Annotated in this window: 18 protein-coding genes; 6 read left to right on the top strand and 12 right to left on the bottom strand. The window is 34.5% G+C overall.

What is annotated here, in order from left to right; translation table 11 throughout:
- Positions 1-20: 20 nt before the first annotated feature.
- Genes ACSG5Z_RS00975 through ACSG5Z_RS00960 form a run of 4 tightly spaced genes read right to left on the bottom strand, consistent with a single transcriptional unit; the run spans position 21 to position 4,958 of the window.
- On the bottom strand, positions 21-1,283 hold the full coding sequence (locus tag ACSG5Z_RS00975) for an MBL fold metallo-hydrolase (RefSeq protein ID WP_435710411.1): 1,263 nt from the start codon (positions 1,281-1,283) through the stop codon (positions 21-23).
- On the bottom strand, positions 1,280-2,950 hold the full coding sequence (locus ACSG5Z_RS00970; protein WP_435710410.1) for an ABC transporter permease: 1,671 nt from the start codon (positions 2,948-2,950) through the stop codon (positions 1,280-1,282). Before ACSG5Z_RS00970 ends, ACSG5Z_RS00975 begins: the two co-directional genes overlap by 4 nt.
- Before the next feature lie 12 nt (positions 2,951-2,962).
- Positions 2,963-3,988, bottom strand: coding sequence for an ABC transporter substrate-binding protein (locus tag ACSG5Z_RS00965; RefSeq protein ID WP_046959003.1), 1,026 nt, complete (start codon positions 3,986-3,988; stop codon positions 2,963-2,965).
- Positions 3,966-4,958 (bottom strand): ABC transporter ATP-binding protein, encoded by a 993-nt coding sequence (locus tag ACSG5Z_RS00960; protein ID WP_098068116.1) that lies wholly within the window; start codon positions 4,956-4,958, stop codon positions 3,966-3,968. The genes ACSG5Z_RS00965 and ACSG5Z_RS00960 overlap by 23 nt, the downstream gene beginning before the upstream one ends.
- 160 nt (positions 4,959-5,118) lie before the next feature.
- Here ACSG5Z_RS00960 and ACSG5Z_RS00955 point away from each other — a divergent pair, with 160 nt between their 5' ends.
- Positions 5,119-6,012, top strand: a complete 894-nt coding sequence (locus ACSG5Z_RS00955) for a LysR substrate-binding domain-containing protein (RefSeq protein WP_098147404.1) — start codon at positions 5,119-5,121, stop codon at positions 6,010-6,012.
- Positions 6,013-6,052: 40 nt separating this feature from the next.
- Here ACSG5Z_RS00955 and ACSG5Z_RS00950 read toward each other — a convergent pair whose 3' ends face one another.
- Both ACSG5Z_RS00950 and ACSG5Z_RS00945 read right to left on the bottom strand, forming a co-directional pair.
- Positions 6,053-6,577: a DUF4398 domain-containing protein gene (locus ACSG5Z_RS00950; RefSeq protein WP_098815367.1), complete on the bottom strand. Its 525-nt coding sequence runs from the start codon at positions 6,575-6,577 to the stop codon at positions 6,053-6,055.
- A gap of 126 nt (positions 6,578-6,703) precedes the next feature.
- The gene (locus tag ACSG5Z_RS00945; RefSeq protein WP_435710409.1) at positions 6,704-7,972 is read right to left on the bottom strand and encodes an MFS transporter; all 1,269 of its coding nucleotides are present in this window, start codon (positions 7,970-7,972) and stop codon (positions 6,704-6,706) included.
- A gap of 119 nt (positions 7,973-8,091) precedes the next feature.
- Here ACSG5Z_RS00945 and ACSG5Z_RS00940 point away from each other — a divergent pair, with 119 nt between their 5' ends.
- The 5 genes from ACSG5Z_RS00940 (at position 8,092) to ACSG5Z_RS00920 (ending at position 11,031) form a co-directional block, all read left to right on the top strand.
- Positions 8,092-9,306: a helix-turn-helix domain-containing protein gene (locus ACSG5Z_RS00940; RefSeq protein WP_435710408.1), complete on the top strand. Its 1,215-nt coding sequence runs from the start codon at positions 8,092-8,094 to the stop codon at positions 9,304-9,306.
- Positions 9,307-9,372: 66 nt separating this feature from the next.
- Positions 9,373-9,552 carry an H-type small acid-soluble spore protein gene (locus ACSG5Z_RS00935; RefSeq protein WP_137012631.1) on the top strand — a complete coding sequence of 60 codons (180 nt, stop codon included), beginning with the start codon at positions 9,373-9,375 and terminating at the stop codon, positions 9,550-9,552.
- 176 nt (positions 9,553-9,728) lie between these two features.
- Entirely contained in the window at positions 9,729-10,064 is a 336-nt protein-coding gene (locus tag ACSG5Z_RS00930; RefSeq protein WP_088610064.1) for an antibiotic biosynthesis monooxygenase family protein, read from the top strand.
- Between the two features lie 2 nt (positions 10,065-10,066).
- Positions 10,067-10,660: a dienelactone hydrolase family protein gene (locus ACSG5Z_RS00925; protein WP_087983186.1), complete on the top strand. Its 594-nt coding sequence runs from the start codon at positions 10,067-10,069 to the stop codon at positions 10,658-10,660.
- 11 nt (positions 10,661-10,671) lie between these two features.
- Positions 10,672-11,031: a hypothetical protein gene (locus ACSG5Z_RS00920; protein WP_087983188.1), complete on the top strand. Its 360-nt coding sequence runs from the start codon at positions 10,672-10,674 to the stop codon at positions 11,029-11,031.
- A 27-nt stretch (positions 11,032-11,058) separates the two neighbouring features.
- Here ACSG5Z_RS00920 and ACSG5Z_RS00915 read toward each other — a convergent pair whose 3' ends face one another.
- The 6 genes from ACSG5Z_RS00915 to ACSG5Z_RS00890 form a co-directional block, all read right to left on the bottom strand.
- Complete coding sequence (locus ACSG5Z_RS00915) at positions 11,059-11,457, bottom strand: DUF5367 family protein (protein WP_142287555.1); 399 nt, start codon at positions 11,455-11,457, stop codon at positions 11,059-11,061.
- On the bottom strand, positions 11,450-12,034 hold the full coding sequence (locus ACSG5Z_RS00910) for a TetR/AcrR family transcriptional regulator (RefSeq protein ID WP_087983192.1): 585 nt from the start codon (positions 12,032-12,034) through the stop codon (positions 11,450-11,452). Before ACSG5Z_RS00910 ends, ACSG5Z_RS00915 begins: the two co-directional genes overlap by 8 nt.
- A gap of 87 nt (positions 12,035-12,121) precedes the next feature.
- On the bottom strand, positions 12,122-12,292 hold the full coding sequence (locus tag ACSG5Z_RS00905; protein WP_048561248.1) for a DUF3951 domain-containing protein: 171 nt from the start codon (positions 12,290-12,292) through the stop codon (positions 12,122-12,124).
- Positions 12,293-12,354: 62 nt separating this feature from the next.
- A complete protein-coding gene (locus ACSG5Z_RS00900; RefSeq protein ID WP_000425942.1) occupies positions 12,355-12,666 on the bottom strand; it encodes an AzlD domain-containing protein in 312 nt (103 codons plus the stop codon).
- Positions 12,657-13,382 (bottom strand): AzlC family ABC transporter permease, encoded by a 726-nt coding sequence (locus ACSG5Z_RS00895; RefSeq protein ID WP_262748406.1) that lies wholly within the window; start codon positions 13,380-13,382, stop codon positions 12,657-12,659. Before ACSG5Z_RS00895 ends, ACSG5Z_RS00900 begins: the two co-directional genes overlap by 10 nt.
- Entirely contained in the window at positions 13,375-14,211 is an 837-nt protein-coding gene (locus ACSG5Z_RS00890) for a TrmB family transcriptional regulator (RefSeq protein WP_435710407.1), read from the bottom strand. The genes ACSG5Z_RS00895 and ACSG5Z_RS00890 overlap by 8 nt, the downstream gene beginning before the upstream one ends.
- Positions 14,212-14,341: the final 130 nt, after the last annotated feature.

The following is a 14,341-nucleotide window of genomic DNA, read 5'->3' as shown; positions in this document are numbered from 1 at the left end:
ATACCTATCCCCTTTACATTTCAAATGACTTCTATACGTTCCATAGTAAGTGAATGTACATTTTCATACCCTGCCGTGCTAAGCTTTTTCTGTAATCGATCCGTATCCTCTTTCAAAGCGTGTACTAACACCGTATGTTCTGGTAATAGTGTATTTAACATTGCCTTAACGTCACTTATACTTTGATGAACTTTATAAGGAACTCGCTTCACCCTACATTCTTTATTTACACGTTCTTTCATAACCTTTTCTGCAAAACTCCCTTTAGCAATATGTCCTGTAAATATAATGGAATTTCGTTCTTCATATCGCAGTTGTTCATAATATAACTGCGCTCGTTTCGTTTGCATATTCGCATCACTCATTACAACTATTCCATAACTATTTTGCGTACCGATGTCATGATCCATAGCGATTATGTTTCTTTTTAAACTCTCCATAAGCCCTTCAAGTTCTTCATTATTTTTGAGCCAATCTTTATATGCGAACATCTCCTCAAATCCATGCAAAATTTCTTGATCTACTATAATGGGAAGTTCTTTATATTTTTTATACAAATACAATACGATATCTTGCGCCCTACCAAGCGGTGGCAACGGTAGTAATGCTATTCCTTTCTTTTGCGCAACTCCCTCAATTTCTGTACATAGTTCGTTTACTCGTTCATGTTGCGAAACATCATCAGTATGATAAGCTGCATCAACAATTGCGACTTTTATATCAGCGCGCAAATTCTCAGGTAAATTAGCTCGTAGTATGTTAGACTCTGCTGAGTAATCGCCAGAATAAAATACATATGTATGACTCATGTCCACTAAAAACCAAACAGCCCCCAATACATGCCCACTATACCCCCATTGAAAACGCAATGTAGGTGTAATCTGTATCCATTCATTCGGATTACTAATTTCATCAATATATACATAATTTAAATCTTTAACATTTTGGTCGTTATAAGGTACATTCCATCCTTGCGTCAAATTATAGTTTCTCCATTTTTCATAATAAGCGGGAAGTTGCTTCTTCGTATAACGAGTCGTCCAAATTTTTTTCTTATATCCATACTTCGCTAATAATGGTAAACCCATCGTATGATCTTCATGAATATGTGACAAAAATACTGCATCTAAAAATGGTACAACTTTCCTCTCTATTCTCGGATAACTATCTTCATATGATCGATTAATACCACAATCAAACAATATTTTCGTCTCTTTATTTTTTACGAAGTAGCAGGAACGACCATATTCCCCCGCTCCTCCCCACACTTCTATCCTCATCATGCTACCCCTTTTCGTTTTTGCTCCATATGTTGCAGAAGTAATAAACATATTGTTGTAAGTCCAACTGAAACGACAGCCATTGCCATTCCAATAGATACTTCTCCTTGTTCAAATTGAGCAAAAATAAATGTTGCTGAAGTTTCTACTGATGGAGGCAGTACAAGAAGGGATGCTACTAACTCTCTTATCGAGATTGTAAATGTCATCGCCCACCCAGCAAGAATGCCCGGGATAATAAGAGGTAATATTATTTTTCTAAAAATATAAACATAATTTCCAGAAAAAATACTTCCTGCCTGTACAAGAGAATCATCAATTTGCCCGAGCGATGCTTTTACATACTGCACCGTATAAGGTAAAAAAAGAACAACGTACGTCACGATAACCATGACTGGTGTATTGTAAATTGACATGGGCATATAGGGTGAATTCCAAAATAAAATCAGCCCTACAACCATCACGATTCCTGGTACCATATTCGGTAACATACCGCACATATCAAGCCATTTTTCAGAGGACTTTTTCCCCTTTCGGATCATAAGCGCCAAAAAGACCCCAATCATTACAGCAATAATCGCTGTTATAAGTGAAAAGAGAAAACTGTTCCATAAAGCTTCTAATCCTGGAGAGCCAATTGTAAACAATGCTTCATAATGGCTTGTTGTAAAGTTATTTAACTGCAAGCCGCCGCCTCTTAATTTTGATAATGAAGCAATCATTATAGAAAAGTATGGGATTCCAATTGATACGATTAATAAACCAATTACATAGCCCCATGCCACAACGCGTGTAAATATAGACAATGTATACCTTTTAGATTTCACACCTTTTCCACTAACCATTGCATATGAATACTTTCGATTTAATACATTTTGCATATACCAAATGAGCATGCACGCACTAAGTAATAAAGAAGATAATGCTGTTGCACTACTAAAATCAATCGGCCAACTCGAAATAAATTTATGAATCTCTGATGTTAACACATGAAATCCTATTCTTCGTCCGAATGTAGCCGGTGTTCCAAATTCAGCAATCGTCTTTACGAAAATGAGTAAAGCACCCATTACATAACTTGATACTAATAACGGCAATATTATTTTTCGTAAACGATAGAAAAATCCTCCACCATGAACTGCTGCCGCTTCTTCTTTACTACTTCCAATTTGAAGTAACGTGTTTTTCAACATGAAGTAAAGAAATGGGAATAAATGCAGACTCATAATTAAAACCATACCACCTAAACTAAAAAACGAAGATGAAATCGTCTTTAGCATCGGGAAAAACTGTTCGAAATAGCCGTTCGGTTGCATGAACAAAATCCAGCCCATCGATCCAATATATGGCGGTGTCATAAATGGAATCATAAAAATAATATCTAACTTACTATACTTTCCAACATCTGTTTTGCTCATAATAAATGCTAATGGAAATGCAAATATGGTTGCTCCTATTACTACGAGTACACCTAGGAGCATTGAGTTTAGAAAAATCCCAGCTAATCCACCACTCTGCATCACTTCAAAAGGCTTTAAAAAATTCCAACTACTATTTTCATATACACTAGAAAATAAAATGAGAAAAAGCGGAATGACGATTAACATCGCCACAAGTAACAACGCTACCGTCATTCCAACTTGTCTTACTGATACGAATCGATTTACCATGTAATCACCATCTTATTGAAATACTTTCTTAAATTGTTTTCCTATTTCATCTTGTTCTTTCTCAACTGTCTTCCAATCAATATTTAATACGGGAATCTCTTCTACATTCGGTCTATTTTCAGCTTTTATATCTGTTCTGCCTGGTAATAAATACGCTTTAGCAACTTGTTTTTGCACATCATCTGATAATAAATAATCAATAAACTCTTTTGCACCTTCTACATTTTTACTATCCTTCATAATACCTGCTGCACGCGGGCTAATAACTGTTCCGCTTTTTGGATAGACAATATCAACCGGTTCACCCTTTGCTTTTGCGCTGTACGTCATATAATCAACACCCGCAATTACCATGTCTTTCGCACCTGTTACTACTGGATCTAACGCTTCTTGGTTTGCACCTGCTACTGTAACTTCATTTTTCTTAAGCTGTTCAAATAAATTCCATCCATCTTTCCCATTCTTTTTCACATATCCTGTTACAAAGTCTAAAGCTGAACCTGAAAGTGCCGGATCTGGAAGGTTCACTTTCCCTTTCCATTCCCCTTTTGTTATATCACTCCAATCTTCAGGCGCTGTCTTCACATTTTTTGTGTTATATACAATTCCTAACGCTGAAGCACTATAACCGAAATAGTGTCCTTTATCATCCGACCATTCAGAACGAAGCTTATCAGCTTGTTTCGCTTCTTTATAAGCTAACGTTTGCCCATCCTTTTTTAATCCTTCCATCGCTGGTAAAGATGCAAGTACGACAACATCAACGACTGGGTTTTTCTTTTCAGCTTCCATTCTCGCTAAAATCTTACCAGTTGTTCCTTGAAACATTTCTACTTTTATACCCGTTTTCTTTTCAAAGTCCTTTTGAATTTTTTCTGCTAATCCTTTTGGCCCCGCACTATATACAACAATTTTCTTTTCATTCGCATTTTTATTTTTGGCATCTGCACTACCTGTCTTTGAACTACACCCTGTTACTACAGCAGAAAATAATAACGTACATACAAATAAAGACTTAAGCGAACTGAATTTCTTCATACGATTCTCCCCCTATATGATGAATATATTTTTTTGGCACATATAACGATACTGGTTTACCGATGCTTAATTTACTATTGTGATAAGCTGTCCATATTCCAAGTGCACCCATGTTTACTTTCATTTCATACCGTTCTCCTACATATGTAACGTGCTGAATTTTACCTGTATACATTTCACACACTTCATTTTTCGTCCAGCTCACATGCTCTGGACGAATCATTTGTTTACCCTCTACAAGCCAATTTGCCTTACCAACAAATTTTGCAACAAATTCATGAGATGGCTTCACATAAATGTCTTCTGGTGTTCCTTTTTGTAATACTTCTCCTTGTTTCATGACAATAATTTGATCTGACATTGACATTGCTTCTGTTTGATCGTGAGTGACATACAATGCCGTTAAACCGATCGAATGAACGATATCCATAAGCTCTAATCGCATTTCTTCTCGCAAAATTGCATCGAGTGCACTCAGCGGTTCATCAAACAAAATAAAGTGCGGTTTTGTTACAATCGCTCTAGCAAATGCGACACGTTGCTGCTGTCCGCCAGAGAGTTCATGTGGATATCTTTTCTCCATCCCTTGCAGGCGAACTCGCTTTATTGCATCTTCTACTTTTTCCCGTAATTGATTCGTTTGCTTTGTAGCCCTTAAACCAAATGCAACATTTTCAAATACATTCATGTGTGGCCATAAAGCGAAATCTTGAAATACCATACCGATATTACGTTCATGAGGAGATGTTTTTATTTTTTTCGCACTAGAATACATGCACGTATCTCCGAAATATATTTCTCCTTTATCTGGTTCTTCAAGTCCTGCAATCATTCTAAGTAAAGTCGTTTTCCCGCATCCCGAAGGTCCTAAAAGTGTGGTAAATTCACCTTGTTTCATAACAATTTGTAACGGCTTTAACGCCTGCGTTTTTCCAAAATTCTTTTCTAATCCACTAATTTTAATGTCCATCGTTTCACCTCTCTCCCCTCATTCTTAACCTGCTTTCATTCTATATGGAAGATTTATACTGAATGTTAATGTACTGTAAAGATTAAATTAAAAAACTTCTAATAAACTATTTATTTCTATAGATTTTTTCTATAGTTAGAAGAAAAAGGGGCAAATTGCCATGAATCTCTTAAAATTAGAAATTGTAGTGCTTATTAAGAAATATAAAAAGCTTACGATTGTTGCAGAAAAACTTGGTGTTAAACAACCTACTATTACATTCCATATAAAAAGCTTAGAAGAGGAACTCGGTGTGTCTTTATTTGAATTACGTTCTGGAAGATATTTCTTAACAGAGGCTGGTGAGGCATTGCATCATTATGCTTGTAAAATAGATGCACTTATGAAAGAAGCTAGGCGGGTCACGCAAGAGTTTAAAGATTTTCATAAAGGCGCTATAACAATTGGCGCTAGTTATGTACCAGCGACTTATCTTTTACCAGAAATTATTCACCAATTTCAATGTGAATTTCCAAATATAAAAATAACACTTATGGTAAAAACAGCTCCTGAAATTCGAACAATGCTACAAAATCATGAAATTGATCTCGGGGTAATTTCTGCGGCACCGTTTGATGAATCACTTTTAAAACAGACGCTTGTAATGCCTGATACACTTGTTCTTGTTTTCTCCAAAGAACATCCTTTTTCCAAAAAAGAAAATGTATCATTACAAGACATTGAAAAGGAACGTATATTATTGCATCGTAATCCATCTACAACGAGAGATTTACTTACAAAATGGATGTTAGCTCATAACATTACATTCCAATCCGAAATTGAATTAGATTCATTAGAAACGATGAAACAAATTTTAAAATACGGTAATGGTGTCGCTTTTATTTCTAAACTCGCTATTGAACAAGAAGTACAACGAAATGAACTATGCTACATACCTATCCCTGAATTTGAATTTCAGCGTAACATTTATACAATTCATCATGAGGACAGATGGAATTCTAAAATTATTTCTTTTTTACTACATAGCATCACTTCTTATGCAGAAAAAAGTTAAAAGGCTGTCGTTATACACGACAGCCTTTTAAACTACAACTCTATTTATTTTTCTTCGCTTCAATTCTTGCTTGTGCCTCTTCAGCCTTATCTAATGCTTCTGAAAATTTTTTCTCTTTTTCTTTCACGTCATCTATGCTATCGACAGCTTTGATAAGTTTATCAATTCCTTCTTCTTCTACTTTTCTACGCTTTGCCACTCTTTCATTTACTTTCTTTTCCACATCTTTTGCTTTTTGAAGCATATTCTCTGCATTTGATGTTACAGCTGTTTCAAGTGCATCGTCCTTTTTCATTTGTAACACTACATTTGCAATATCTTTCGCTTCTAAATACTTACCGTCTTTTAATGCTTTTGCCCCGTGATCCATTCTCTCAGCAACTTCTTTATATGATTTCGCTTCATTTCCTGATTTCTCTTTTTCTGCTTTTCCAAACCACATCGTTGCATCACTATATTTTTCATCTTTCAATGATTGCATACCTGTTTCAATATATGTGTCATAGTTGCTACATCCAGCCATCACGACTAATAGAAAAAGCATAACAAAACTTAATTTTTTCATGATGTTTTCTCCTTTTCTTTGCTTGCTCACTATACTGTAACATACATGAAAAAGAGTTTCAAAAACTAAAATACTAATTTGGTCATTTTTATAATGATAAGTCAAATTTTTAGTATTTTCTTATTTTTAAGCCGACACGTCCACTTGTTTTTTCGCCATATGTTGCTTTACTCCAACTAATACAACTAACAATAAACCTCCGCCTAATGTCATCATAACAATGCTAGTTGGCAACATATCTAATAATAATCCATATACAATCATACCGAGCGGTGCAATTGCAGTAGCAATTGTTTCAAGTAGGCCAAACACACGCCCTAAGTAGCTCGGATCTGTCGTCTTTTGCATATGTACTTGCATCGGAATATTTACAATCATAATTGATATACCCGTTAACATCATAAAAGCAATATAGTAAATAAAACTTGCCACTTTTGGAATGGTAACTAACAACGGGAAGACTGTACATAAACTCAAACCAGCAAACAAAAACAGTCCCGTATAAATAGAACGAAACGGATTATTCACTTCTTTACGCACTGATAAAGCAATCGCCCCCATTAACATCCCGACTGCTAACATTCCCTCTACAGTACCGAGTTGCTTTGAAGATAAATGCAATGTATGGACGATAATGTATGGAAGTGCAACGGTTAGCCCACAAGCAAAAAAGTTTACCCACAATGCTATTCTCATTAAGCTATATATTTCATGCTGTCGTTTTACATATGAAAAACCTTCTTTTATACTCGTCAAGAAATGCTCTTTACTCTCAGCCACTTCTTTTTTATATAAATCAAACACAATAAATAATTGCAAAATAACCGCTAAAAAGAATGTAATGCTATTTAACAAAAAGAACGACTTAATTGAAAAGAAACCAAATACAACTCCACCAATAATCGGCCCTAAAATATTTGATAAAGAAGCTGCCGTTTGATTTAAAGCACTCGCTTTTTGAATACGCCCCTCATCCACTAAACTCGGAATAGACGACGTTAATGCAACAGAATAAAAACTTGCACAAATTGATAATAATGCTGCTGAAATATAAATAAAAAGAAGTGATGGTCCAAATATAGTAGCAAGAATAAACATAATAAGCATCGTTAAACTACTTAATAAATCTGTACCAATGACAAGCCATTTTCGATTGACACGGTCAGCTACAGCACCTGCAATTGGACCACAGATCATCCTTGGAAGCGATCCACAAACGAGCGTAATTGCAAACCCCATTCCTGAACCAGTTGTCTTTAGTACGTATAACCCCATTGCAAACGTATAAATACCCGCCCCTAACAAAGACGTCATCTTTCCAATCATCATTAAAATGATATTTCTCGTTGCAATCTTCATTCTTGAATCAGCTTGACCTATACTTACATCTTCCATTATGACACTCTCCCCTTAAAAGTTAAATTGTGTTAAACTTATTATATAATCAACTTTCCAATTATCACAACAAAAAGTTTAATTGCATTTAACTTTTTTAATTATAAAGGAGCTACAATATGGCAACTCTCGGAGAAAAAATTAAGGCATTGCGAAAAGAAAAAAAGCTTACTCAAACAGCACTGGCAGGTTCCGAATTGACAAAAAGCATGCTTAGTCAAATTGAAAATGGAAAAGCTACACCTTCTATGAAAACATTACAATATATTGCAGAAAAACTTGAATGTGAAACGAGTTTTTTATTAGAAGAAGATGATGTAGAAATTGTAGCACTCATTCAAAAAATGGAGCCATTAATAAAAGCAAATAAATGCGATGAAGTATATGAGACTTTACTACCTATCGTTCAAAAAGAACTACCTCTTACTTTAAATACAGCACGTTTATATAAACAGTTCATAACTGGAGCGGCTATTATGAACGATTATAATATTGAATATTACGTTGAAAAAGCTGTTTCTATATTTGAAAAATATACTTTGTATCGCGAAAGTACTGAAACGAAACTACTGTTTTACTATATGCTCTACAAACGGAAAAAATATAAAGAATGTTTACAGTTGATTACCAAAATTCGCGATGAATATAAAACGAAGAATTTAGAAATGGATCTTATTACACATATACAATTATATTTAAAAGAAGCAATTATTTTACTCGCATATGGTAATTATGAAAAATGTGAAAAAGTCATTTTAGATGCACTTGCATTTTCAAAAAAACATCAAGTGTATTATAAAACAGATGAATTTTACCGTATTTTATCTTATCAAAAAATCATTACAACTGATAAAGAAAGATATTTATATTACATAAAAAAATCTGAGCAATTTGCCATTTTTACAGAAGATACTTTATCTGTTGCAAATATAGATATATTAAAAGCTTATTACTACAATACCGTTACGAATGAATATACAATTGCATTAGCACATTTAGAACAATTCCGAGAAAAACTAAAAGATGTACCAATTTTTCAAGACGATGGACTGTATTATCTTGAAAAAGGAAAATCTCTGTATGGTTTAAAACATTACAAGGAAGCTTTAGAAGTATTAGATCGTGCTATCATACCGGATTATATGAGTCATCCACTTGATCAATCGTGGTTATTAACAGCTGGATCTTATCGTGCCCTTTGCTATATAGAACTTCAAGATAAAAAATCTGCCTTGAAAGAAGCAAAAGAAGCAGTTCAAGCGATAGATAGCTATCCTGATTCCATCTTCTCTTCATTTATTGAAGAAACATTACAAATAATACAAAAACTTTAAGAATGTCTCTAAATGGTATATTATTCCTCTTTTTTAGCAAAGATAATAATGATGGGAGGAATATAAATGAATATTCAACGTGCAAAAGAGCTTTCTGTGTCAGCGGAGCAAGCTAATGTTAGTTTTCAAGGCATGCCTGTTACAATTCAACACGTCGATGAAAGCAACGAAACCGCCCGCATATATGAAGTTAAAAATCCAGACCGCGAATTAACGGTCCCCGTTAATAGCTTAGAGGAAATATAAAAAATGCCGCTTCGATTTTGAAGTGGCATTTTTCTTACTTTCATATAAATTCTCTATACCCCCTTGTTTTACAACAACTGAAAAAATAAGAATCTTCTACTTCTTTTCTTTTTTTAACCTGCTAAAATACAAACTATAAATGAATTATTCGCACTATATATTAAGGGGGAAAGATAATGAAATCTGCTTTAGAAAAAAACAATCATTATTATGCAGTTATATTCACTTCTCATTTATCAAATGATACGACAGATTATAGTACCGTTGCCGACAAAATGGAGGAACTTGCAAAGCAGCAACCTGGATTTTTAGGTGTAGAAAGTGCACGAAATCATTCGGGACTCGGAATCACAATTTCTTATTGGGAATCACTTGCGGCAATTGACAATTGGAAACAGAACGCCTTACATAAAGAAGCGAAAAAAAGAGGTCGTGAGCAATGGTATGAAAACTTCCATCTACGTATCTGCCTTGTTGAGAAAGAATTTAAGTTTCATAGAGGTACATTGTAACGATGAAGAAAAAATTAGCTCTCGTTGCTGTTCATGAAATATATGGTGTGAACGACCATATGCATCACGTTATCCACCACTTCACTTCATCTCATATAGATGTATTCTGTCCTAATCTTCTACAATCGCAACATGCATTTCATTATAGTGATGAAGAAAAAGCATATCAACATTTTGTAAATAATATTGGATTTGATGATGGAAAAGAACAAATTAAAGAATTCATCAATACTCTTTCAAGTAATTATACACATATTGGACTTATCGGATTTAGTGTTGGCGCTACCATCTCTTGGCTATGCAGTAACAATCCGAAAATAGATTTTATTATCGGCTGTTACGGTTCCCGTATACGTGACTATATTCATATGAAACCAACATGTGCTACCTTACTTATTTTCCCTGAAAAAGAAGTTAGTTTTTCAATATCCTCTTTAATCCAAACATTGCAGCAACAAAAAAATCCTTTATTAGAAATAAAACAACTACACGGTGAGCATGGATTCCTAAATCCGTACACAGAAAAATATAACGAGCACTCTACAAAGCAAGCATACAATATAATAGATTCATTTCTTGCAAGAACAATCTTATAAAGGAGATCTAAATGACACTTACATTACTCTTACTTTTTTTCATATTCATTGCCTTTTTCTCAGCACTAACTATCATTATTGCAACCGTAAAAAAGGGGGAGTTTTCCAAACGTCCCTACTTACAATCTATTATCGTTTACATTTTATTTTTTACAAATTGGATCTTATATTTAACATCTTTTTATACGTTACTTCCCGATAAAGTTAGCGAATTCCTATTCTTGCCCATTTGGTTTCTCCTTTGTATTTTAGGACTTATCGTTTTCTGGCGCGAATGGAGAAACAATCGTGTGTTCTCAATATGTATTGGCTTTCTTTCCTTTATTAGTTTTTTATTTGGGTTGTTTTTGTTAGTTCTTTCCGGGATGTAATTGTTGTAAAGAGGATAACATACCTCTTTACAACAATTTTTTTCGTTCCATGACGAAAGGAATTAGTAAATATAAAGCATAAGCAATAACCATCCAAATGGTAAATGATATGATTTGCTCTGAGGAGAATTGTGAGAATAGATTAGAAGAATTATATAAGATGTAAGTATCTAAAATTAAACCGATTGCTGTACCGCATATACCTAACTTAATAACTGCATATTTCGTAGTATCTAGTTTTTTGTATAACCACATTACAAAGTATAAGGCTATAGCTGTGCCTAATTCAAGAAACGTCAATTGTAGAAAAAATCTACTTGAAGTGTATTCTAATAAAACGGAAGAACCGAAAATAATGAAGAATGCTGAGGCAAAAAACCATATACCAATCGAAAATAAAATAGTGAGCCAAAATCTATTATTCACTGACATTACCTCCCTTTTGCAGCACTGAAAACTTTTCCAAGAGCGTATATAAATCACCATATACTTTATCTGTAGAAAAAGATGGATTGAATAATGCTTGCAATGCCAATCCGTCAATTAATGCATTACATAAAATGCTCAATGTTTCAGTTGAAATTTGAGTTGTCATTGTATCTCCTATTTTTTTATTTAACACACCTTTTAATTCTTGATTTTCATAATGTAACAATCCACCAATTTTATCTTTCATCGCATCATTTTGTAATCCACTAGCTACTAATTGAAAAAACAAATGATGATACATTGAATCTTTCACACATCTACTTTCCGCAGACTGTAAAGCCTTCTCTAACTGTACATCCTTTCCTATTTGTTCCCATGACGCTTTACAAAACGATTCAGTTACTTCAAGTAATAATTGATCCTTCGTTTTAAAATGATAATATACGGTACCTTGTGTAACTTCAGCACTTTCTGCAACTGCTTTTAATGTCAACTTTTCCATCCCGTGTTCTGCAATAATTGCTTTTGCCGCTTCTAATAACTTCTTCTTATTAACAACATTCGGTTTTGCCACTTCTACAACCTCCTTTTAAGTTAGTTAGATAACTAACTTAAATTATACAGAAAAATCAGATAAAATAAAAGAAAGAAAAGCCAACATTCAACTTTTCTTCCTTCTATGTTTACCTTTAGTTTTCACTGTCACTGATTCACAAGGTGTATAATATATTTGAGGTGTCGCCTTATCAACAAACATCATAAACGTGACGAAGCCGATAATAAATAAAATAAACAACGTTAACAAAATTGCTCCTATCGTTAAAAGTATCATAACACCACCCCTATATCTTTCATGTTATTACACCTTTCGCTATTATATGAGCGTAATCCTTTTTAGAAAAAGAAACGTAACAAAATAATCACAATCACTCCCGTTAATACTGTACCTAATAAACTACGAGTATATATTGCAACAAGAAATGTTGGGATTGCTGCGATAAGGTAATCCCACTGCATCGTCTCATGCATAAATAGTACTTGTGCTAAAAGTGCTGCTAATATCGCAATTGGTATGTAATTTAGCCATTTTAAACCCCAGTCTGGAATTTGTAGTTTGCTAAATACGAGTAGAGGTAAAATACGTGGCACGAGTGTGACAGCTCCAGCTGCTAATAAAAGTAATAGTACGTCTAATCTCATTTCCATTTTTCAATCACAACTCCAATCGTCGCAGCTAGTAATGTTGCGATAATAACCGCTATACTATCTGGCATAAATAAGTGTGAAACGTATGCGATCATAATCGCTACAATTGCAACAGTAAGATGAATTGCTAACTTCGGTTTACTACTTATGAGCTGAAGGACAAATAATCCGATAAACATTGCTGGTAATGCATAATCCATGCCGTACGTATGCGGATCTGGTATCCATTCACCAAACAGCCCGCCGATAATAGTAGCAAGAATCCAATTTAAATACGCTGTTACGTTAAGCCCGATCATCCATCTTTCACCTAAATATCCTTTTTGCGCTGCATGCTGCACTGCAACGCCGAACGTTTCATCTGTAATTTGAGAACCGATCATTACGTTTTTTACTAGGGGAAGTTTCGTAAAGTACGGCGCGAGCGCAGCACTCATTAGAAGGTGGCGTAAATTAACAAAAAAGACGGTAAAAATAATTGCTGAAGCAGGCGCACCAGCTGCATACATACCAGCTAATATAAATTGGGCAGAACCTGCATAAATTAAAGTGGACATAAATGCAATTTCAATGATGGAGAAACCTGCTGTTTTTGCAATTACACCAGCTGCTATACCGATGCTTAAATAACCAAATACAGTTGGTAAACAATCTTTTACTCCTTGCTGAAATGTATCATCGCTCTGCAAAGCTACATGTGCCTGAGCTTTACTCATTCGTATCATCCTCCATTCTTTCCATCGTTCGTTTTCCTGTTACGACATGAACTAAATCTATATTTTCACGCCATAACGTATCTAACTTATTAGCTCCAAATTCCTTCGTGATTTCTTCAACCATAATATCGTGCCGCACATACTCTGTAGCAACGAGCACTAAAGCTGGGTCATACGTTGTTACGGCCCATGAGGTACAATCATTTGAAAAGTTCGCAATTAATACTTCCTCTCTATCACGAGCAATAACAGTTAAATGACCACCCATTCTCTTTTCAACAACGTGGGGCGTCATATAATTATGGTGAAACGTCGCGCCTATTTTTGTATTTGGAGCGCCAAATAAGATTGAAAATATATGTACACCTTCCTCTTCCTTTTGACGAATATATGGCTCAATTTCATGTACTTGATCTTCCCATACAGAAATCCATAACTCGTCCTTTGCCCTATTAATTATATTGCATATTTCTTTTACAACACGATCATTGGAGCGAATATGCGAAATTACATCTATTTGTCTCTCTTGTTCTAAACAATTTAATTTCCGGTCTAAAAATTCAAAGGACTTTTCAAAATCTTTTCGCATTCGATCCATTAGCTCCGTAGCTGGTACTGGTACATATTTCACTGGTTCAGTAGGAACGATATGCACTGCTCCTTTATCCATCAATTTACCGAGCACTTCATAAATCATCGAACGAGGTACTCCTGTCTGTTTACTCACTTCATACCCAGTTACTGGGGAATGTTTTAATAATCCAATATACGCTTTACATTCGTACTGGGAAAAACCTAACTTTTGTAATTCCTTTATTATTTCATCCAACGGTAATCCCTCACATTCTATATAACTCTCATCTCAAAACGATACATATATATTAGTAGTTATTAGTATACCTACTAATATAAAAAAACAGAACTGTAAAGTCAATTGATAATTCTGAAATTTCATCCGA

Source organism: Bacillus pretiosus, from assembly GCF_051294775.1.
GTDB classification, from domain to species: Bacteria; Bacillota; Bacilli; order Bacillales; family Bacillaceae_G; genus Bacillus_A; species Bacillus_A wiedmannii.
Note: the sequence above shows the minus strand (reverse complement) of the source record. Positions and strands in the feature narration are given on the sequence as shown.

Coding starts and splice junctions, on each gene's coding strand:
- ACSG5Z_RS00955 (WP_098147404.1), top strand. CDS start 5,119: ATGAATCTCTTAAAATTAGAAATTGTAGTGCTTATTAAGAAATATAAA.
- ACSG5Z_RS00895 (WP_262748406.1), bottom strand. CDS start 13,382: ATGAGTAAAGCTCAGGCACATGTAGCTTTGCAGAGCGATGATACATTT.
- ACSG5Z_RS00905 (WP_048561248.1), bottom strand. CDS start 12,292: ATGATACTTTTAACGATAGGAGCAATTTTGTTAACGTTGTTTATTTTA.
- ACSG5Z_RS00935 (WP_137012631.1), top strand. CDS start 9,373: ATGAATATTCAACGTGCAAAAGAGCTTTCTGTGTCAGCGGAGCAAGCT.
- ACSG5Z_RS00925 (WP_087983186.1), top strand. CDS start 10,067: ATGAAGAAAAAATTAGCTCTCGTTGCTGTTCATGAAATATATGGTGTG.
- ACSG5Z_RS00920 (WP_087983188.1), top strand. CDS start 10,672: ATGACACTTACATTACTCTTACTTTTTTTCATATTCATTGCCTTTTTC.
- ACSG5Z_RS00930 (WP_088610064.1), top strand. CDS start 9,729: ATGAAATCTGCTTTAGAAAAAAACAATCATTATTATGCAGTTATATTC.
- ACSG5Z_RS00950 (WP_098815367.1), bottom strand. CDS start 6,577: ATGAAAAAATTAAGTTTTGTTATGCTTTTTCTATTAGTCGTGATGGCT.
- ACSG5Z_RS00965 (WP_046959003.1), bottom strand. CDS start 3,988: ATGAAGAAATTCAGTTCGCTTAAGTCTTTATTTGTATGTACGTTATTA.
- ACSG5Z_RS00945 (WP_435710409.1), bottom strand. CDS start 7,972: ATGGAAGATGTAAGTATAGGTCAAGCTGATTCAAGAATGAAGATTGCA.
- ACSG5Z_RS00975 (WP_435710411.1), bottom strand. CDS start 1,283: ATGATGAGGATAGAAGTGTGGGGAGGAGCGGGGGAATATGGTCGTTCC.
- ACSG5Z_RS00970 (WP_435710410.1), bottom strand. CDS start 2,950: ATGGTAAATCGATTCGTATCAGTAAGACAAGTTGGAATGACGGTAGCG.
- ACSG5Z_RS00900 (WP_000425942.1), bottom strand. CDS start 12,666: ATGGAAATGAGATTAGACGTACTATTACTTTTATTAGCAGCTGGAGCT.
- ACSG5Z_RS00940 (WP_435710408.1), top strand. CDS start 8,092: ATGGCAACTCTCGGAGAAAAAATTAAGGCATTGCGAAAAGAAAAAAAG.
- ACSG5Z_RS00960 (WP_098068116.1), bottom strand. CDS start 4,958: ATGGACATTAAAATTAGTGGATTAGAAAAGAATTTTGGAAAAACGCAG.